This is a genomic window from Stenotrophomonas sp. YJH_SMC_122 (assembly GCF_059369535.1).
Genome location: NZ_JCAFST010000014.1, coordinates 76,107 through 95,741 on the forward strand (window position 1 = coordinate 76,107; position 19,635 = coordinate 95,741).

Genomic DNA, 19,635 nt, shown 5'->3' on the forward strand with positions numbered 1-19,635 from the left:
CGGGGCAAGACTCAAGCGATGGCGGCCGCCGGCCGGAAGCATGCGGCCATCATACGCCACAGCAGGCGCCCTTCTTCGGCCAGGCGCAGCACGCGCGCATCCCACTGCGCCCAGCCGCGTGCCAGCAACGGCGACAACGCGGGCAGCTGTTCGGCGAAACATTCCTCGAACGGTTCATCGTTGCGCCACTCGAAGGCAGCCGCATCGAGGGCGTGGTCACAGGCGATGCTCTGCGCCACTTCGGCCACCAACCGCTCGTCCTCGGACAGGATCAGCCCGGCGGAGACTCCCATGTGACCCGCCTGCAGCCGCGCACGCCATTCGCCCAGTTCGTCCTCCAGCCGGTAGAACACCTCGCCGATCTGGCTGCAGGCGGACAGCCCAAGGCCGATGAAATCGCTGCGGTCGCGGCGTGGCACACCGGCAAGATCGCAATGGCGCTGGCCATCGCCCGGACCGTGCGGGTTCGGCAGATCGCCGCGCTGATAGTGATCGCCACCAATCGGTTCGTAACCCGCAGCGCGCAGCAGGCGCCAGGCCTGCAGCCAATGGACGGCCGAGGGGTGTTCCGGCAGCGCACACGGCGCCGGCAGCAGGATGCGCTCCGGCGCCTCGGCCAGCACCTCGTGCAGCCGTTCAATGAAGCCGGCGTCCTCGCTGCCGGGTACCCGCAACTGGTAGTAGCGCGCGGTGAAGCCCACCTGTCGCGCCTGTGCCAGCAGGGTCGGCCCCGGTGCATCGGCACGATCGATCACGTTCAAGCGGGTGCAGCCCACCGCACGCAGCTGCGCCGGCGCCAGCGCGCTGCCTGCGTCCAGCCGCACCTCCACCTGGGGCCGCGCCACGGTGCGCAGGTGCTGCGGCACCGCATCCAGCAGCTGGCCCAGCTGCGGCGGCGGCAACGTCTCGGCCAGCCCCAGCTGCAGCACCATCGCCACCACTTCACGGTCCTCGGCCAGCGCGTCGGCCTGCAGCCGCAGCGCCAGCAGCAAGGTATCCAGATACGCCTGCGGTGGCGCATCGCGTCCGCCACGGCCGGCCTGGAAGCCGAGCGTCAAGCCACGCGGAATCAGGTGCTCGTTGCTGGCGCGCACGGCGGCGCGCCACCCGCTTTCGCCAAAGCCGGTGCTGAACTGGTCAGCCGGCGGAAACAGCACGTGCCGGGGCTGCCGCAGCAATGCCGCCTGCAGCGCAGTGTCCTCGCTCTCGTCAACGTGGAAGCTCATGGCAGACATCTTCGGGCGTTCCTCTTCGCGTGGCCCTGATTGAAATCAAGCGCGGAGCATCTGATGGTTCCTGCCGGCCAGCGGCCGGCACTACCCCTGCACCCACCACTCGGTAGTGCCGGCCGCTGGCCGGCAGCACCCCTCACCCGCCGCGCACCCGATCAACGGACGCACGGCGCACCGTCCTGGTAGTGCCGGCCGCTGGCCGGCAAACACCTTCACCCGCCGCGCACCCGCTCGGCGGCGGCCGCATCGATGGCTTCGGGCAGATCGGTTTCGCGATCGATCTGCGGGAAGTGGCGGCGTTCCATGCGACGGATCGCAAAGTGCATCCACGCCAGTGCAGCCGCCACCAGCACGAACAGCAGCATGAAGCAGCTGCTCCAGATGCCCACCGCGTCATTCAGCGCGCCAAACACGATCGGCAGGATGAAGCCACCCAGGCCACCGATCATGCCGACCACGCCGCCCACCGCACCCACGTGCTTGGGGTAGTACACCGGAATATGCTTGTAGACCGCGGCCTTGCCCAACGACATGAAGAAGCCCAGCACGAACACCAGCACGGTGAACATCACCACCCCGATGGCCAGATGGAAGTGGATCGGGCCATGGATGCCCTTCACCACATACTCGGTATCCGGGTAGGCCAGCAGGAAGGTGCAGATGGCCGACACGCCAAAGGTCCAGTACATCACCCGGCGCGCGCCCATCCGGTCCGACATCCAGCCACCGACCACGCGGAACAGGCTGGCCGGGATCGAATAGCACGCCGCCAGCATGCCGGCGTGGCCCACGTCCATGCCATAGGCGCCCACCAGGTAGTGCGGCAGCCACAGCGCCAGCGCCACGAAGCCACCAAACACGAAGAAGTAATACAGCGAGAACCGCCACACCTGCAGGTTCTTCAGTGGCGCCATCTGCTCGGCGAACGGCACCGGCTTCACGCCTTCGCGACGGCGCTGCTCCAGCGACGGGTCTTCCTTGCTGAAGAGGAAGAACAGCACCGCCGTGACGGCCAGCGCAACGGCCCAGACCTTGGCGACCATGGTCCAGCCGGCCGCCACCATCACCAGCGGCGCCAGCAGCTTGGTCACCGCCGAGCCGATGTTGCCGGCACCGAAGATGCCCAGCGCGGTGCCCTGCTTGCTGGCCGGGAACCACTTGGAGACGTAGGCCACGCCCACCGAGAAGTTGCCGCCGGCGATGCCCACGCACAGCGCGGCAATCAGGAACTGGGTGTAGGTCTGCGCATAGGTCAGCATCCAGGTGGCCACTGCGCCACACAGCATCACCAGCACCATCACCTTGCGGCCACCGAATTGATCGGACCAGATGCCGAGGAAGACCCGGCTGACCGAGCCGGTCAGCACCGGGGTGGCGATCAACAGGCCGAACTGGGTGTCATTCAAGCCGAGCTGTTGACTGATCTGGATGCCGATGATCGAAAAGATCATCCACACCGCAAAGCACACGGTGAAGGCGAACGTGCTCAGCCACAGCGCACGTTGCTGCTGCCCGGCACTGGCGGGGGCAAGAGCCTGGTTCATGAATTCTCCTCGTTCAAGGGGGTTCAGCCGTTATCCGCTTCGGCTTCGATCTCATCCAGCCCGCGCACCGGGTAGCGTTCCTGCAGCTGCAGCAGGTAGGCCTGCACTTCACGCTGGCGCACCTGCAGCTCCAGGTAGTCACGCAGCTGCGGCAGCACCGCCTCGAACGGCTGCGGCTGGCCTTCCTCGCGGGCATCGACGCAGACCACGTGGTAGCCCCAGCGTGATTCCACCGGGAAACCGGCCAGGCCCTCGCGCAGGCGGAACACCTGGCGGTCGAACTCCGGCGTGGTCTGCCCGCGCTGCAGCCAGCCCAGGTCGCCGCCTTCGCTGCTGGATGGGCAACGCGAATGGCGCAAGGCGAGATCGGCGAACAGGTGCGGCGACTCCTTCAGCAGCCCGACCAGCCGCTCGCCCTCGGTACGTGCGGCGAAGCGCCCGGCCACGTCGTCGGCCGGCGCTGCCAGCAGGATATGGCGCAGGCGCACGCGGTCGGGCGAGCGGAAGCGCTCCGGGTTCTGCTCGAAGTAGCGCCGGCAGTCCTCATCGGTCGGCACGCGGTCTTCGATCGCATCTTCCAGCAGTTGCTGGATCAGCACTTCCTCGTCGCTTACCCGGTTGCCCTCCGGCGCCTGCAGCCCAAGCCGCTGCGCTTCCAGGCGCAGCAGCTCACGCACCACCAGTGCACGTGCCGCTTCAGCACGAGACTGCTCCGGGCGCATCGCCCGGTGGTGCTGCATCTCGCGGGCGATGTCAGCCTCGCTGATCGCGGTCTCGTCCACGAACAGCCGGCACGGTGCCGGCTGCCCGAGCGAGCGCGGCCCCTGTGCCGCCGCGTCATGGTGGTGCGAATGCGCCTCGGCGGGAACCGGTGCGGCGGAGTCGATCACGGTGATCGGCAGGAATTTCGGCAGGCTGCCCATGGCTTACTCCCGCGGACCGTAGCGCAGCGTGGCCTGGCGGCGGCGCACCACCTGGTAGGGCCGCCACAGGTAACTGATCGGAATGCTCCACACGTGCACCAGGCGGGTGAACGGCGCGATCAGGAACAGGGTCAGGCCCAGGAAGATATGCATCTTGTAGACCCAGCTGACGCCCTCGATGTAATCAGCGGCACCGGCACGGAAGGTCACGATGTGCTGCGCCCACTCGGCCAGCTGCACCATCACCCCTCCGTCCAGGTGGCCGGACGAGATGCGGATGCTGTACAGGCCCAGGCACAGTTGGGCGAACAGCAACACCAGCACCAGGGTGTCACCGAAGCTGCCGGTAGCCCGAACACGCGCATTGAACAGGCGGCGTACCAGCAGGATGCTGATGCCGATGAAGCACAGTGCGCCGAACACACCACCGACCACCATCGCCAGCATCTGCTTCTGCGACGAGGTGATGAAGTGCTCGTACACCGCGTGCGGGGTCAGCAGGCCGACCAGGTGGCCACCAAGGATGGCCAGGATGCCGATGTGGAAGCAGTTGCTGCCGATCCGCATGCCCTTGTCCGACAACATCTGGCTGGAGCCGGTGCGCCAGGTGTACATGGCCTTGTCATAGCGGGCCCAGCTGCCGATCAGCAGCACCGCCACGGCGATGTACGGGTAGTACTGGAAGGCGAATTGATGCAGGGAATAACTCATGGCTGGACCTCTCGATGCGAAGGACGGGCCGGCGAACGCACGGGCGGCTTGCAGTCTTCGGCGGGGGCTTCGGCACCAAAGCGCACCGCCTCCTCCTCCCACAAGCGGTCCATGGCCTCGGCGGTATCGTCGCGGACTTCCTCGCTGGCACGCTGGCGCAGCGCCTGCAGATCGGCCTTGCCGTCACCGGCTTCGACCAGGATCTCGAAAAGCACCCGGTGCGGCAGCTCACGCTCGGCAGAACGTGCCGCCAGCATCCCGGCGATATGGCCGATGTGGTGCAGCCACTCGCGGGCCTCGCTGCCGGGGCGATGGGCCAGGAACTCCAGCAGCAGCGGCAGGTAATCCGGCAGCTCGCGTGCATCCAGTTCGAACCCGTTGCGGCGGTAGGTTTCGACCAGATCGACCATGGCCTGGCCACGGTCGCGCGACTCGCCATGGATGTGCTCGAACAGCAGCAGGCTCATCGAGCGGCCGCGGTCGAAACTGGCCAGCCACGCCGCCTGCGCATCCAGCGCATCGGTGGCCAGCAGCTGCTGCACGAAGCTGCGCAACTGCTGGCGGCGGGCGGCGTTCAGCGCCGGGTCGTCACAGGCGGCGAGCAGTTCCTCGCCGTGCTCCCACAGTTCTTCGCGGGGGTAGTCCAGCAGCACCCCGACCAGCTTGAGCACGCTCATCACACCACCTCCTTGCGGCGGTGGTTCGGCCCCTTGTCCACCACGAAGGTGGTGCTCTTGCGCTGGCCGAACAGGTCGGCCGGGCTGTCACCATTGCAGCCGTTGCCGAAGGTGAAGCCGCAGCCGCCGCGCTCGCCGAAGGCGTCGTTGGCGTACTCGCGGTGGCCGGTCGGAATCACGAAACGGTCCTCGTAGTTGGCGATGGCCAGGTAGCGGTACATCTCTTCCACCTGGGCGATGCTCAGCCCGGTCTGCTCCAGCACCGCGGTGTCTTCCACGCCGTCCACGTTCTTGGCCCGGCGCCAGGCACGCATCGCCATCAGCCGCTCCAGCGCGCGTACCACCGGTGCCTCGTCACCGGCCGTCAGCAGGTTGGCGAGGTAGCGCATCGGAATGCGCAGCGACGCCACGTCCGGCAGCTCGCCGCTCATGCCCACGCGGCCACGCTCGGCGGCGGACTGGATCGGCGACAGCGGCGGTACGTACCAGACCATCGGAAGCGTGCGGTATTCCGGGTGCAACGGCAGCGCCAGCTTCCAGTCGATCGCCAGCTTGTACACCGGCGACTGCTTGGCCGACTCCAGCCAGCTGTCCGGGATGCCCTCCTTGCGCGCGGCGGCGATCACCGCCGGATCGTTCGGGTCCAGGAAGATGTCCAGGTGGGCCTGGTACAGATCCTTCTCGGCGGCCACCGAAGCGGCCTCGGCGATGCGGTCGGCGTCGTACAGCATCACGCCCAGGTAGCGGATGCGGCCCACGCAGGTTTCCGAGCACACGGTCGGCTCACCCATCTCGATGCGCGGGTAGCAGAAGATGCACTTCTCCGACTTGCCGCTCTTCCAGTTGTAGTAGATCTTCTTGTACGGGCAGGCCGACACGCACATGCGCCAGCCGCGGCACTTGTCCTGGTCGATCAGCACGATGCCGTCTTCCTCGCGCTTGTAGATCGCGCCCGAGGGGCACGCCGACACGCACGCCGGGTTCAGGCAGTGCTCGCACAGGCGCGGCAGGTACATCATGAAGGTCTTCTCGAAGGCGCCGTAGATCTCCTTCTGCACCTGGTCAAAGTTGTAGTCGCGCGAGCGCTTGCTGAACTCCGAACCGAGGATCTCCTCCCAGTTCGGGCCCCACTCGATCTTCTGCATGCGCTCGCCACTGATCAGCGAACGCGGGCGCGCGGTTGGCTGGTGCTGGCTGTCCTTGGCGGTATGCAGGTTCTGGTAATCGAAATCGAACGGCTCGTAGTAGTCGTCGATCTGCGGCAGGTCCGGGTTGGCGAAGATCTTGGCCAGCATGCGCCAGCGGCCACCCGCGCGTGGCACCAGCTTGCCGGCGCGGGTGCGCACCCAGCCGCCGTTCCACTTGTCCTGGTTCTCCCATTCCTTCGGGTAACCGATGCCGGGCTTGGTTTCCACGTTGTTGAACCAGGCGTACTCGACGCCCTCGCGCGAGGTCCAGACGTTCTTGCAGGTGATCGAGCAGGTATGGCAGCCGATGCACTTGTCCAGGTTCAGCACCATCGCGATCTGTGCACGGACCTTCATCACACCACCTCCTTCGCAGCCGCAGGAACAGCCTCACCCGTCGCTCCTGCGCGTCCTGCGCGTCCTGCGCCCGCGACACTCGAACTTCCTTGTTCATCGTCAAGCCAGTCGATCTTGTCCATCTTGCGCACGATCACGAACTCATCGCGGTTGGTTCCGCAGGTGCCGTAGTAGTTGAAGCCATAGGCCAGCTGCGCGTAGCCACCGATCATGTGGGTCGGCTTGAGCATGATGCGGGTCACCGAGTTGTGGATGCCGCCACGGGTGCCGGAAATCTCCGAGCCCGGCACGTTGATGATGCGTTCCTGGGCGTGGTACATCATCGCCATGCCCGGCATCACGCGCTGGCTGACCACCGCACGGGCGGCAATCGCGCCGTTGACGTTGAACAGCTCGATCCAGTCGTTGTCGACGATGCCGGCACTGCGCGCGTCATCCTCGCTGATCCACACGATGGGACCACCGCGCGACAGCGTCTGCATGATCAGGTTGTCGCTGTAGGTGCTGTGGATGCCCCACTTCTGGTGCGGGGTGATCCAGTTCAGCACGATCTCCTTGTTGCCGTTCGGGCGCTGGTTCAGCAGCGGCTCCACCGTGCGCGTGTTGACTGGCGGCCGGTAGCTCATGAAGGCCTCGCCGAAGTCGATCATCCACTCGTGGTCCTGGTAGAACTGCTGGCGACCGGTCACCGTGCGCCACGGAATTAGCTCGTGCACGTTGGTATAGCCGGCGTTGTAGCTGACGTTGTCGTCTTCCAGGCCCGACCAGATCGGCGAAGAGATGATCTTGCGCGGCTGCGCCTGGATGTCACGGAAACGGATTGCTTCGTGTTCCTTGCCCACCGCCAGATGCGTATGCTCGCGACCGGTGAAGGTGCCCAGCGATTCCCAGGCCTTCACCGCCACGTGGCCGTTGGTTTCCGGCGCCAGGTGCAGGATCACTTCGGCCGCGTCGATTGCGGTCGAGATGGCCGGGCGGCCCTGGCTTACGCCTTCTTCGTGCACGGTGTGGTTCAACTTGCCGAGGAACTCGACCTCGTGCTTCGTGTCCCAGCTCATGCCCTTGCCACCGTTGCCCTGCTTGTCCAGCAGTGGGCCGAGCGAGGTGAACTTGCGGTACAGGTTCGGGTAGTCACGCTCCACCACCGTCATCGACGGCATGGTCTGGCCCGGGATGGCCTCGCACTCACCCTTCTTCCAGTCGGCCACGCCGAACGGCATGCCCAGCTCGTTGGGGGTGTCGTGCAGGGTCGGCACCAGCACCAGGTCCTTCTCCACACCCAGCACGCCCGGCGCCATCTCGCTCACGGTGCGGGCCACCTCCTTGAAGATGTCCCAGTCGCTGCGCGATTCCCAGGCAGGATCCACCGCCTTCGACAGCGGGTGGATGAAGGGGTGCATGTCCGAGGTGTTGAGGTCGTCCTTCTCGTACCAGGTCGCGGTCGGCAGCACGATGTCCGAGTACAGCGCGGTGGTGCACATGCGGAAGTCGAGCGTGACCAGCAGGTCCAGCTTGCCTTCCGGCGCCTCGTCGCGCCACTTCACCTCCTGCGGCTTCACTGCGCCCATTTCGCCCAGGTCCTTGCCCTGCAGCCCGTGGCGCGTACCCAGCAGGTGCCGCAGCATGTACTCATGGCCCTTGCCCGAGGAACCGAGCAGGTTCGAGCGCCAGATGAACATCATGCGCGGGTGGTTCTGGCTGGCGTCCGGGTCGGCGAAGGCGAAGTCCAGCGAGCCATCCTTGAACTTGCCCAGCGCGTAGTCCGCCGGGGCCACGCCGGCCGCTTCGGCCTCGCGTACCAGCTGCAGCGGGTTACGGTCCAGCTGCGGGGTGCTCGGCAGCCAGCCCATGCGCACCGCGCGCAGGTTCAGGTCAGCCAGGCTGCCGCCGTACTTGCTGGCATCGGCCAGCGGTGACAGCAGTTCATCCACCTGCAGCTTCTCGTAACGCCACTGCCCGGTGTTGAAGTAGAAGAACGAGGTGCCGTTCATGTGGCGCGGCGGCTTGCTCCAGTCCAGCCCGAACGCGAGCGGCTGCCAGCCGGTCTGCGGGCGCAGCTTTTCCTGGCCCACGTAATGCGCCCAGCCGCCACCGGTCTGGCCCACGCAACCGCACATGATCAGCATGTTGATCAGGCCGCGGTAGTTCATGTCGTTGTGGAACCAGTGGTTCATGCCCGCGCCGACGATGATCATCGATCGGCCGTGGGTCTTGTCGGCGGTACGCGCGAACTCGCGGGCGATCTCGATCACCTCGGCGCGCGACACGCCGGTGATGCGCTCCTGCCACGCCGGCGTGCCCGGCACCATGTCATCGAAGCTCGATGCCACGTTGCCGCCGCCAAAGCCACGGTCGACGCCATACTGGGCCAGCAGCAGGTCGTAGACCGTGGCCACCAGCGTCTCGCCGCCATCGGCCGTGGCCAGCCGGCGCACCGGAATGTTGCGGTCCAGTACTTCTTCGGCCGGTGCAGCGGTCCAGCCATCGCTTTCAATGCCACCGAAGTACGGGAAGCTCACTGCCTCGATGCCGTCGTTGGCCTCGGACAAGCTCAGGCGCAGGCGCGTATCGGCGCCATTGCTGGCCTTCTCCTCGATGTTCCAACGACCCTTCTCGCCCCAGCGGAAACCGATCGAGCCGTTGGGCACCACGATCTGGCCGCTGTTCTCGTCGTAGGCCAGGGTCTTCCAGTCCGGGTTGTTGGCTTCACCCAGCCCGCCCAGCTCACTGGCACGCAGGAAGCGGCCCGCCACCAGGCGGCCATCGTCGCGACGCTCCAGACGCACCAGCATCGGCATGTCCGAGTACTGGCGGCAGTAGTCCTGGAAATACTGCGAGGGCGAATCAACATGGAACTCGCGCAGGATCACATGGCCGAAGGCAAAGGCCAGCGCCGCGTCGGTGCCCTGCTTGGGGTGCAGCCAGTGGTCGGTCAGCTTGGCCAGCTCGGAATAGTCCGGGCAGATCGCCACCGTCTTGGTGCCGTTGTAGCGCGCCTCGGTGAAGAAATGTGCATCGGGCGTACGCGTCTGCGGCACGTTCGAGCCCCAGGCGATGATGTAGCGACTGTTGTACCAGTCGGCCGATTCGGGCACGTCGGTCTGCTCGCCCCAGATCTGCGGCGAGGCCGGCGGCAGGTCGCAGTACCAGTCGTAGAAGGACAGGCAGGCGCCACCCAGCAGCGACAAATATCGCGCACCGGCGGCGTAGGACACCATCGACATCGCCGGAATCGGCGAGAACCCGACCACGCGGTCCGGACCGTACTGCTTCACCGTATACAGGTTGGAGGCGGCGATGATCTCGTTGGCCTCCTCCCACTGCAGGCGCACGAAGCCGCCCATGCCGCGGCGGGTCTTGTACGAACGCGCCTTCTCCTTGTCCTCCACGATGCTGGCCCAGGCATCGACCGGAGCCTTGCTCTTGCGCGCTTCGCGCCACAGGCGCAGCAGCGTGCCGCGGATCAGCGGGTACTTCAGACGGTTGGCGCTGTACAGGTACCAGGAATAGCTGGCGCCACGCGGGCAGCCACGCGGTTCATGGTTGGGCAGGTCCGGGCGCGTGCGCGGGTAATCGGTCTGCTGGGTTTCCCAGGTGACCAGGCCGTTCTTGACGTAGATCTTCCAGCTGCAGGAGCCGGTGCAGTTCACGCCGTGGGTGGAACGTACGATCTTGTCGTACTGCCAACGGGCGCGGTAACTGTTTTCCCAGTCACGGCCCTCGCTCTTGGCAAATCCATGGCCATCGGCAAAGGTCTGGGGGTCACGCTTGAAGAACTGCAAGCGATCGAGGAAATAACTCATCGGGGATCTCCCTTTGCAGACATCGGCATCGTGGCTGTGTGTGTCATCTGGCTGCGGTGCGTTTTCATGTCGTCAGCAGGGTGTCTCGGCACCGCGCCGGTAGTACCACCACCAGGTCACGGCCAGGCAGGTGACATAGAAAACAACGAATCCGTACAGCGCCATGTCGGGGCTGCCGGTCAACGTAATGGACGAGCCGTAGCTCTTGGGAATGAAGAAGCCGCCGTAGGCGCCGATCGCACCGGAGAAGCCGACCACCGCGGCCGATTCGATGCTGGCCTGGTGCGCGGCCGTGGCCTTGCCCTCGGCGTTGTCGTTGGCCGACCGGCGCTCATGCAGGGTGCGGAAGATCACCGGGATCATGCGGAAGGTGGTGCCGTTGCCGATGCCACTGAGCACGAACAGCGCCATGAAGCTGAGCAGGAAGCCATGGAAGTTGCCGGCCTGGCCATCGCTGGGCAGGAAATGCAGCACGCCGAACACTGCCGCGATCATCAGCGCGAACACCCAGAAGGTCAGGCGTGCGCCGCCCCAGCGGTCGGCCATGCTGCCACCCACCGAGCGCATCAGTGCGCCCAGCAGCGGGCCGATGAAGGCGTAGGCCAGCGGGTTCACGTCCGGGAACTGGCTCTTCACCAGCATCGGGAAGCCGGCCGAGAAACCGATGTAGGAACCGAAGGTGCCGATGTACAACCAGCACATCAACCAGTTGTGCTTGCGGCGGAAGATCACCGCCTGCTCGGAGAACGACGAGCGGGCACTGGTCAGGTCGTTCATGCCGAACCAGGCCGCGATGGCGCACAGCGCGATGGCCGGCACCCAGATGAAGCCGGCGTTCTGCAGGAACAGCGGCGCGCCCCCCTCCACTGCAGGCTGCGGTGCACCACCCAGCGCACCGAACACGCCCACGGTGATGACCAGCGGAATCACCGCCTGCGCCACCGACACGCCCACATTGCCCAGGCCGGCGTTCAGGCCCAGCGCCAGGCCCTGCTTCTGCTTGGGGTAGAAGAAGGAGATGTTGGACATCGACGACGAGAAGTTCGCGCCACCGAAGCCACACAGGATCGCGATGGCCACGAACACCCAGTACGGGGTGGCCGGGTCCTGCACCGCAAAGCCGAGCCAGAGCGTCGGCGCCAGCAGCGAGGCGGTGGACAGCGCGGTCCAGCGGCGGCCGCCGAAGATCGGGATCACGAACGAATAGAAGATGCGCAGGGTCGCGCCGGACAGGCTGGGCAGCGCCACCAGCCAGAACAGCTGGTCGGTGCTGAAGTTGAAACCGATCTTCGGCAGGCTGATCGACACCGCCGAGAACAGCACCCAGACCGAGAAGGCCAGCAGAAGCGAGGGGATCGAGATGACCAGGTTGCGGGTGGCGACCCGCTTGCCGGTGCGCTCCCAATAGCCGGGGTCCTCCGGCGTCCAGTCGCTGATGACGCGACCGGGACTGGCAGTGCTGCGGACAACAGGATCGCTACCGACGGTCATACATGGCTCCAAGGCTGTGGAATGACGTGGGTACTGCGTTTCAAGTTGTGACCCGTCGTCATGCAGCCATTAGGCCGTGCAGCACGGACGACGGGGTTGATCTGGATCAATCAAGGGCCGGTTTCCACCCTGCCCCTGACAAATGTCAAACCGATGAAGCGGTGCTGCGGCGGGTCACCCCGCGCTGGCGCACGCTGTCGCGCACGTCCACATCGAACTGCAGCTGAAGCTGGCTGCCATCTTCCAGGGCAATCTCGAATGGCAGGCCATCGCGGCACGGCAGCCGTCCCGCCAAGGCCTCGACGGCCGGGCGCGGCAGTACCAGGCGACAGAAGTTGCCACCATCGAGCAGCACCGGCTGCTCGCCGCCATGCAGCGACACCGCCATGCCCCAGCCCTCGATACCGCCGAAGCGGGTCATGTTCTCGACCGATTCACCGGCCAGCAGGCGCGCCAGTTCGGCCTCGTCCAGGCGAAGCCGTACCGATTGGTCCTGCAACTGCACTTTCATGACGCAACATCCTCCCATTGTTCGGGGGTATTGCAGTTGACCAGGCAGGCTTCGTCAACGCTTTCCAACGCCAGCACGTGCATCTGCAGGCGACGCTGGAAAGCCTGTACCGAGCGGGTCCCTTCTGGATCATCCAGCATCGCGGCCAGCACGCTACGAGTGGCATTGTCCACATTCAACAGCATGGGAAAGGGATGCCCGTCAAAGATCGTGCATGCGCCCATACCCACCCCAGCCAGCCGTTGCAGCAGCCGTGGTGCCAGCAACGGCGTGTCCACCGCCACCACCCAGGCCTGGCCATCGGGCATTTGCTGCATCACGCTGTGCAACCCACCCAGTGGGCCGCAGCGCGCAATCTGATCGGGGATGCCACCGAAGGCCGGATAGTCACCGCTTACCCATACCCGTTCGGCACCAGCCTGCATCAACAGGCCCCGCATGTGCTCCAGCAGCGTGCGGCCCTGCCACGGCAGCAGTGCCTTGTCGCGGCCCATCCGGGTGGACAGGCCACCGGCCAGCACGATGCCGTTGATGCTCATTGCAGTAGAGCCACGCAATGCGTGGCTGCGCCGGCCGGATGCATGGGAAAGGCCCCATCCACGCATGGCGTGGATCTACTGAATCCCATGGCCGCCCGAATGCCCCGCAGTAGAGCCACGCCATGCGTGGCTGCGCCGGCCGGATGCGCGGGAAAGCCCTCATCCACGCATGGCGTGGATCTACTGAACCCCGCGCTGCCCTGAAGGGTGGGGTCAATGCCCGTGGTCGTGCGCATGATCATGGGCATGTGCGGGTTCGCTGTCCGCGTGACACAGGCTGCAGCCCTCGCTCCACTCGCTGTCGCCGTCCTCGTAATGCTCCTGCTTCCAGATCGGGCACTGGTGCTTCACCACCTCGATCAACTGCCGGCAGGCGCGGAACGCCTCGTCACGGTGCGGGCTGCCGGCGGCCACCACCACCGCCACATCACCAATGCCCAACCGGCCCTTGGCATGGGCCACATACAGCTTCAGCTTCGGACCGAACGTCGCCTCGACCTCTGCCGCCAGGCGCTTGAACTCGTTCAACACCAGCGGCTCGAACAGGTCGTAGGTGATCCCGGTCACCGGCCGGCCGATGTTGACGTCGCGCACCTTGCCGATGAACACGTCGATGCCGCCGAAGCCCGGATCGGAGACCGCAGCGATGCCCTCGGCCGGATCGATCGCCGCCTGCGCGCGGTCCACCACCTTCGCGATGATCTTCTCGCTCATCGCTCAGCCCCCGCTCACCGGCGGCAGGATCGCCACCCGGCCATCGTCGGGCAGCGGCTCGTGGTCGCGCAGCACGCGTTGCTGATCGGCGAACGCCGAATAATCCAGCAGGCCGGCACGGAAACCCGGCCAACGCACCGGCAGCAACTCGCGCAGCGCCTGGCGCAGATCGGCCACGGTGCCACCGGCCACATCCACGACGATCTCGCGGCTGGCATCCAGATCGGAAAACGCACCGAACAACTGCAGATTCACCTGTTTCATCATGACTCCTGGCTCACCAGCTGCACCGGTTCGTGGTGACCCCAGCCTTGCACGCGCACGAAGGTGCCAGCGCTGGCCAGGTCTCCCTCGGCCTCCAGCACCACCCAGGCGTTGGCCTGCAGCATGGACATCAAACGGAACGACTCCTGCCCGGACAGCACGCGCGCACTCAGGCGCCCCTGCCCGTCCATTTCCACCCGCGCACGCGCGTGGAAGCGCAGGCCCGGCGGCTTGCGCACGTCGGCCTGCAGCGGCAGCTGCAACATGACTTCCGGCGCCAGCCCCAACAGACGGCGCAGCACCGGCTCGACGAAGAAGCGCTGGCCCACGGCAGCGGAGACCGGGTTGCCCGGCAGGCCGAAGTACAGCGCACCATTGGGCAGCACCGCGAACAGCAGCGGCTTGCCCGGGCGGATCGCCACCTTGTGGAACACGATGCGCGCACCACGGCCGCGCAGCGCATCGGGAACGAAATCGTAGCGGCCAGCCGACACCGCGCCGGTGCTGATCAGCACCTGCGCGCCAGCGGCCAGCGCTTCATCCAGCACCCCATTGAACGCGGCCACGTCGTCGCCCACCGTGCCCTGCCAGACAACCTCGGCACCGGCGGCCTGCAGGCGACCGACCAGATACGGCCGGTTGCTGTCACGGATCTGCCCGGACTCCAGCGTCTGCGCCGCCTCGGTCACCAGCTCCTTGCCGGTGGCGATCACCGCAGCCTTCGGCCGTGCCACCACCGCCACCTGGCCCACGCCGATGGCATGCAGCAGGGTGCGCGCATTGATATCCAGCACCTGCCCGGCCTGCAGCACGCGCTCGCCTTCGCTCACGTCCTGGCCGCGCAGGCGCACGTGCTGGCCCGGCTTCACCGATGCCTTCAGGGCGATGCGGGTCGGGCGTCCCTCCTCGCTGGCGAGGATGTCCACGTTCTCGACCGGTACCACCGTATCCAGCCCCGACGGCATGCGCGCACCGGTCATGATTTCCCAGGCACCCTCGCCGCCCTCGGCGCCGGCATCGCCGGCTGCCTGCCAGCCCTGCACCGCGAATTCGGTACCGGCCTCGAATGTCGCGCCGTTGGCGCGCAGCGCGAAGCCGTCCATTGCCGAATTGTCGAACGGCGGCAACGACTGCCCGCTGTGGATGTCACTGGCCAGGGTACGGCCGCCGGCCTCATGCAGCGGCAGGCGCTCGGCCGGCAGCGGCGTGGCCGCGTCCAGCAGGTGCTGCAAGGCATCGCTGTAGGCAATCATCAGTGGCCACCACCCTCGACCATCGCCAGGGCGTGGCCCAGTACCGGCGCCAGGATGTCCAGGCACTGCGCCGCCGCCTTCGGGCTGCCGGGCAGCGCGAACGCCAGCATGTTGCCCAGCTGCACCACCTCGGCGCGGCTCAGCCAGGCCATCGGCGTGTGCTGTGCACTGAGTGCCCGCACCATCTGCGCCAGGCCATGCACCGGCCGCGCATTCAACGAACGCAGCGCCTCCGGGGTCAGGTCGCGCGGGCCCAGCCCGGTACCGCCGGTACACAGGCACAGGCGCACGCCCTCGGCGGCCAAGGCCTGCAGGCGGCCCGCCAACGGCTCGATGCCATCGGGCAGTACCTCGGCGGCTACCACCTCGCCCCCCAGCTTCTTCAGCCCGATCACCAAGGTCGGGCCGGAGACATCTTCATAAATGCCTTCGCTGGCGCGATCGCTCAGCGTGATCACCGCGCAGGCCGCGCCCTCCAGGCCTTTCGGCGCACGCGGCTTGAAACGCGCGCGCTCAGCATCGTCCATGCCGTCGGGGTGCAGCCAGACACCGCGCTTGCCGCCTTCCTTGAACAGCAGGCGGATGCCTTCGATGCGCAGGGCCGGTTCCACCGGCTTGCTCAGGTCGTACAGGGTCAGCAGCGCCGCGTTGACGCCGGCCAGTGCCTCCATCTCCACGCCGGTGCGCGCCTCGCTGGCGCACTCGCACCACACGCGGATCGCCTGCCGCTCCGGCACCGGCGCGCAGAACACCTGCACCAGTTCCAGCGGCAGCGGGTGGCACAGCGGCATCAGCATCGACGCCATCTTGGCGCCCTGCAGGCCGGCAATCTCGGCCATCACCAGCGCATCGCCCTTGGGCAGGCGGCGCTCGACAATCAGCGGATAGGCCACCGGACCGGCATGCAGCTCGCCCACCGCCACCGCACGACGGCGGCTGATGCGCTTGTTGCGGACATCGGCCATGTGGAAGGCCGCGTTCAATTCCCCACTCATCGTGTTGCTCATCCTCCGATGGAGGCCAGGTGCGGGGTCAGCCCGGTCTGGCCCTGGTGCAGTCCATGCCCGGCCGCTTTCAGGCCAAGCTGGGTGGTGATGCGTGCCAGCAGCGCGTCGTGGTCCTCATCGCGCTGCAGCAGCGGGCGCAGCGGCACGCCAAACTCGCCGAACAGGCACAGCCGCAGGTCGCCCTTGGCGGTCACCCGCAGGCGGTTGCAGCCCTTGCAGAAGTCACGCGAATACGGGGCGATGATGCCGATGCTGCCGCGATGGTCGGGGTGGCCGAACTCGCGTGCGGGGCCGGCATCGGCGGCGCGCGGCCGCTCGTGCCAGCCAGCGGCCAGCAGCTGCTCGATCACCACGTCGGCACGCAGGTGGTGGCGCGGGAAATAGGCTTCGTTGTCGCCGGTGCGCATCAGTTCGATGAAGCGCACGCTGAAGGGCCGGTCACGCAGGTAATCCATCCACTGCGGCAGCTCGTCGTCGTTCAGGCCACGCAGCAGCACCGCGTTGAGCTTGATCGCCGGCAGGCCCAGCGCCTGCGCCAGGGCCAGGCCCTGTTCGATCTCCGGCAGGCGGTCATGCCCGGTGATGGTCTTGAAGCGTTCGCGCTGCAGGCTGTCCATGCTCACGTTCAGCGCGGTCAGGCCGGCCCGGTGCCACCCTGGCAGGCGCCGCGACAGCAGCGTGCCGTTGGTGGTGATGGCCACCTTGCGGATGCCCGGCACCGCTGCCACGGTGGCGATGATCTCGTCCAGATCCTTGCGCAGGCTGGGCTCACCGCCGGTCAGGCGGATCTTGCTCATGCCCAGCGCGGCAAATGCACGCACCAGCCTCGCGATTTCATCCACCTGCAGGAAGCGCGGGCGGCCATCGGCCTGGTAACCGTCGGGCAGGCAGTAGCTGCAACGGAAGTTGCAGGCTTCGGTCAACGACAGGCGCAGGTACGGAAAGCTGCGTCCGAAACCGTCGGTGAGTTGGCTCATGGCTGGTCCACCTTGTTGCTCCACCGTCTTGCCTGTGCCCGGAACGGCCCGGATACCCTCGCCTGCTGGAACGATTGCCAGAGTACGCGGCCTTCAGTTCCATGGGCATGACTTAAATCAATCGTCTTCGGCCCCGCGCGGCAGGCGTTGTGGCAGCATGCGGCTTTCCGTGCAGCGGGCGTGTGACAACCCTCATGATGATGAACGATTTCCAGCAAATGCTGCATGCCGCTGGCGAGCAGGCTGAACCGCAACGCCTGCTGTTCGTATTCGTGCGCGCCGAGCTGCCCGAATCGCCCACCGGTGACCAGCGCGACCGGCATGACCGCCGCGAGGGCGGCACCCTGTCGCCGGTGCTGTGCGTGGACAAGCTGCCGGCCGAGGTGCCCAGCTTCCAGGCACTGGCGACCGAGTCGACCACCACCGGCGTCGACTGGGACCTGGTGTTCGTGGCGGCGCTGGACGGCCGTGGCGGTTTCGCGCCCAACAGCGACGAAGCCGCGCGCCCGCTGAAGCTGATGGTCAACGCCATCCATGACGGTCAGATCGGCCGCTTCGCCGCCTTCGACCGTGGCGGCGAGCCCGTTCAGTTCTATTGAGCCACCAGCTGCAGGGTCAGGAAGAAGATCACCAGCACGGTGTTCAACCCCCAGGCGACGGTCAACCCGCGCGCCGCCACGCCCAGGTTGGGGTTGTGCGCGGTGGGCGCCGCCCGCCAGACCGCCGGGATGATCCAGCCGGTATAGAGCAGCAGCACGGCAAATACCCCCAGCAGCAGCGTGGTGCGCTGGTTGGCCAGGGCCCAGAGGGCTACCGCCCACAGAATGTTGCTGGGAATGACGCCCTGCAGCCAGAACACACTCCACAGGCGGGAACGGCCCTGGGTGTCGGGGGTGGGGTGCAGCGAAGCGGTCGCGGTCATAAGTCTCCTTCTGGTTAGGAAACGTGCTGAACAAGCCTGCGCTTGGTGGCTGGGAACGTCAACCCGAGTCGCACGTCACGCTTTGACGCCTGTAGCGGCGGGCCATGCTCGACTCAGGCCCTTCCCTTCAGAGCCTGTCGTCATCGCCCCTCGCCCCTTGCTCCCTAACGTCCCCCAACCTCGACATCTGTCGCAGATTGCACGGTGCGGGCGGATCACCGCGCCAGCCAGCACTGGCGGTGCTTAACAGCGTGGGAGAATGCCGAAAGCGTCTCCAATCGAGTGATGTTTGCAACTCTTCTGATTGGCATTGCACAGCGCCAGGGGCTCAGATGGCGTGCCACCGGAAAAGGGTGGCCGGGTTTCGAATCCCGAGTTGGTCCTGAGTGATTGCGCTTGCCAGTCGGCGTCCACATTCCGTGGCGCCGGCTGGCAATCCGTCTGCCGGCTATGGCGGGCGGTGCGTGGGGGCGTTCGCGCCCACCGGCTTGGGACCAACCCGGATTCGAACCACGTACCGTCCGCCACTTTTATGGGTGGCGGCTACCGATTGCCCTGCACGGAGCCTTGCCATGAACGAATCGGACTTCCCGCATCTGCACGCTTATCGCAACACCGCCGGCGACGACGGTTCGCCACCGGCTGCGCCTGCTGTGGACAGGAACACCTTCATTGCCAATCTCCACCGCATCGGCTCCGGTGCGGCGGCCGACGGACAACCCTGGCCGGAGCGTCACCAGCTGCCCGGCCGCTGCCTCGCCCTGGCCGACGCCGATTGCGCGTTGACCGGGTTGCGGGTAGTGCTGGAAATGCTACTGGCAGCGGAACGCACCCGCCAGAACGGCGAACCGGAAGAGTACGTGGGCGACCGGGTGATGGAGGGGTTGGTCATGGCCTGCCAGTCGTTGTGCGCGCAGGCGGTGGTGCGGTTGCAGCCCGAAGGGTAACGGCCATCTGCCATGCCATTCAGCGAGGATCGCTTCCCGCCCGACACGCCGTCGGCGCAGCGCCCTTGTCCGGGGGAACCACATGTACATTCCAGCGATCTGCCAAAGCGCGTTCGACGCGGACAGAAAATGACCGTGCCTGGGCGCGCATCTTCCCTTCAGAAAAGCCGACAGCTATCTCGAAGCGATCCAATCCGAGATTCCCCGCCTCCAGTCCAGAGCCATCTTCCCGCTTCACTCCGACGTAGATGACGGGGCGCTTCATGTCCACCTTTGCCCTGGCAAGCTGGCGATCCAATTCAGCGCTGCCATCAAAGAACTGCATTCCTTCGTCCTTGGCGATAGAGCTGAGGGTCTGCTTGAACCGATCCACGCCCTCTTGGTCATGCACGCAGAACTGGATCATCTTGAAGGGCCGCTTTCCTAGAGCCCATGTGATCTGGCCCCCCGTCAGCGGACGCCAAGAAGCGATACTTTGATCGCACTTGGAGGCCCCTTATGTCCCGTATCACCCGTCGTAGCTACACCGATGAGTTCAAGCACCAAGCCGTGGAGTTGGCCGAGTCGCTCGGGCCG

19 protein-coding genes are annotated in these 19,635 nt (G+C 66.4%); 2 read left to right on the top strand and 17 right to left on the bottom strand.

The genetic code is table 11. The features are described from left to right. Positions 1–11 precede the first annotated feature (11 nt). The 15 genes from AC5P66_RS17475 to moaA form a co-directional block, all read right to left on the bottom strand. Positions 12–1,226, bottom strand: coding sequence for an oxygen-independent coproporphyrinogen III oxidase (locus AC5P66_RS17475; protein WP_010485316.1), 1,215 nt, complete (start codon positions 1,224–1,226; stop codon positions 12–14). 218 nt (positions 1,227–1,444) lie between these two features. Further along, complete coding sequence (locus AC5P66_RS17480) at positions 1,445–2,776, bottom strand: MFS transporter (protein WP_012480466.1); 1,332 nt, start codon at positions 2,774–2,776, stop codon at positions 1,445–1,447. Positions 2,777–2,799: 23 nt separating this feature from the next. Further along, positions 2,800–3,699 (bottom strand): peptidylprolyl isomerase, encoded by a 900-nt coding sequence (locus tag AC5P66_RS17485; RefSeq protein WP_099495775.1) that lies wholly within the window; start codon positions 3,697–3,699, stop codon positions 2,800–2,802. A 3-nt stretch (positions 3,700–3,702) separates the two neighbouring features. Further along, positions 3,703–4,410, bottom strand: a complete 708-nt coding sequence (gene narI, locus AC5P66_RS17490; protein ID WP_010485313.1) for a respiratory nitrate reductase subunit gamma — start codon at positions 4,408–4,410, stop codon at positions 3,703–3,705. After that, positions 4,407–5,087: a nitrate reductase molybdenum cofactor assembly chaperone gene (gene narJ, locus AC5P66_RS17495; protein WP_263467724.1), complete on the bottom strand. Its 681-nt coding sequence runs from the start codon at positions 5,085–5,087 to the stop codon at positions 4,407–4,409. Before narJ ends, narI begins: the two co-directional genes overlap by 4 nt. Then, on the bottom strand, positions 5,087–6,631 hold the full coding sequence (gene narH, locus AC5P66_RS17500; RefSeq protein WP_049439033.1) for a nitrate reductase subunit beta: 1,545 nt from the start codon (positions 6,629–6,631) through the stop codon (positions 5,087–5,089). Before narH ends, narJ begins: the two co-directional genes overlap by 1 nt. Then, positions 6,631–10,434 (bottom strand): nitrate reductase subunit alpha, encoded by a 3,804-nt coding sequence (locus AC5P66_RS17505; RefSeq protein WP_495216527.1) that lies wholly within the window; start codon positions 10,432–10,434, stop codon positions 6,631–6,633. The genes narH and AC5P66_RS17505 overlap by 1 nt, the downstream gene beginning before the upstream one ends. A 72-nt stretch (positions 10,435–10,506) precedes the next feature. Beyond that, positions 10,507–11,925 (bottom strand): NarK family nitrate/nitrite MFS transporter, encoded by a 1,419-nt coding sequence (locus AC5P66_RS17510; RefSeq protein WP_049439035.1) that lies wholly within the window; start codon positions 11,923–11,925, stop codon positions 10,507–10,509. Positions 11,926–12,070: 145 nt separating this feature from the next. Beyond that, positions 12,071–12,436: a DUF7009 family protein gene (locus tag AC5P66_RS17515; RefSeq protein ID WP_099495776.1), complete on the bottom strand. Its 366-nt coding sequence runs from the start codon at positions 12,434–12,436 to the stop codon at positions 12,071–12,073. Beyond that, positions 12,433–12,975: a molybdenum cofactor guanylyltransferase gene (gene mobA, locus AC5P66_RS17520; protein ID WP_099495777.1), complete on the bottom strand. Its 543-nt coding sequence runs from the start codon at positions 12,973–12,975 to the stop codon at positions 12,433–12,435. Before mobA ends, AC5P66_RS17515 begins: the two co-directional genes overlap by 4 nt. Before the next feature lie 213 nt (positions 12,976–13,188). Further along, the gene (locus AC5P66_RS17525; protein ID WP_075677996.1) at positions 13,189–13,689 is read right to left on the bottom strand and encodes a molybdenum cofactor biosynthesis protein MoaE; all 501 of its coding nucleotides are present in this window, start codon (positions 13,687–13,689) and stop codon (positions 13,189–13,191) included. Positions 13,690–13,692: 3 nt separating this feature from the next. Beyond that, positions 13,693–13,953: a MoaD/ThiS family protein gene (locus AC5P66_RS17530; protein ID WP_099495778.1), complete on the bottom strand. Its 261-nt coding sequence runs from the start codon at positions 13,951–13,953 to the stop codon at positions 13,693–13,695. Then, positions 13,953–15,206 carry a molybdopterin molybdotransferase MoeA gene (locus tag AC5P66_RS17535; protein ID WP_111096225.1) on the bottom strand — a complete coding sequence of 418 codons (1,254 nt, stop codon included), beginning with the start codon at positions 15,204–15,206 and terminating at the stop codon, positions 13,953–13,955. Before AC5P66_RS17535 ends, AC5P66_RS17530 begins: the two co-directional genes overlap by 1 nt. Beyond that, on the bottom strand, positions 15,206–16,201 hold the full coding sequence (gene moaCB / locus AC5P66_RS17540) for a bifunctional molybdenum cofactor biosynthesis protein MoaC/MoaB (protein ID WP_099495780.1): 996 nt from the start codon (positions 16,199–16,201) through the stop codon (positions 15,206–15,208). The genes AC5P66_RS17535 and moaCB overlap by 1 nt, the downstream gene beginning before the upstream one ends. A gap of 8 nt (positions 16,202–16,209) precedes the next feature. Further along, positions 16,210–17,190, bottom strand: coding sequence for a GTP 3',8-cyclase MoaA (gene moaA / locus AC5P66_RS17545; protein WP_495216528.1), 981 nt, complete (start codon positions 17,188–17,190; stop codon positions 16,210–16,212). A 194-nt stretch (positions 17,191–17,384) separates the two neighbouring features. On the opposite strand from moaA, the gene AC5P66_RS17550 reads away from it, so the two are divergent. Next, on the top strand, positions 17,385–17,789 hold the full coding sequence (locus AC5P66_RS17550; RefSeq protein WP_099495782.1) for a ribonucleotide reductase subunit alpha: 405 nt from the start codon (positions 17,385–17,387) through the stop codon (positions 17,787–17,789). Here the strand turns inward: AC5P66_RS17550 and AC5P66_RS17555 are convergent. After that, entirely contained in the window at positions 17,783–18,112 is a 330-nt protein-coding gene (locus AC5P66_RS17555; RefSeq protein ID WP_005416862.1) for a hypothetical protein, read from the bottom strand. The two genes, AC5P66_RS17550 and AC5P66_RS17555, sit on opposite strands and share 7 nt — an antisense overlap. 572 nt (positions 18,113–18,684) lie before the next feature. Here AC5P66_RS17555 and AC5P66_RS17560 point away from each other — a divergent pair. Continuing rightward, positions 18,685–19,059 (top strand): hypothetical protein, encoded by a 375-nt coding sequence (locus AC5P66_RS17560; RefSeq protein WP_099495783.1) that lies wholly within the window; start codon positions 18,685–18,687, stop codon positions 19,057–19,059. Positions 19,060–19,078: 19 nt separating this feature from the next. Here the strand turns inward: AC5P66_RS17560 and AC5P66_RS17565 are convergent, their stop codons facing one another. Beyond that, entirely contained in the window at positions 19,079–19,465 is a 387-nt protein-coding gene (locus AC5P66_RS17565) for a hypothetical protein (protein WP_049438305.1), read from the bottom strand. Between the last annotated feature and the right edge of the window lie 170 nt (positions 19,466–19,635).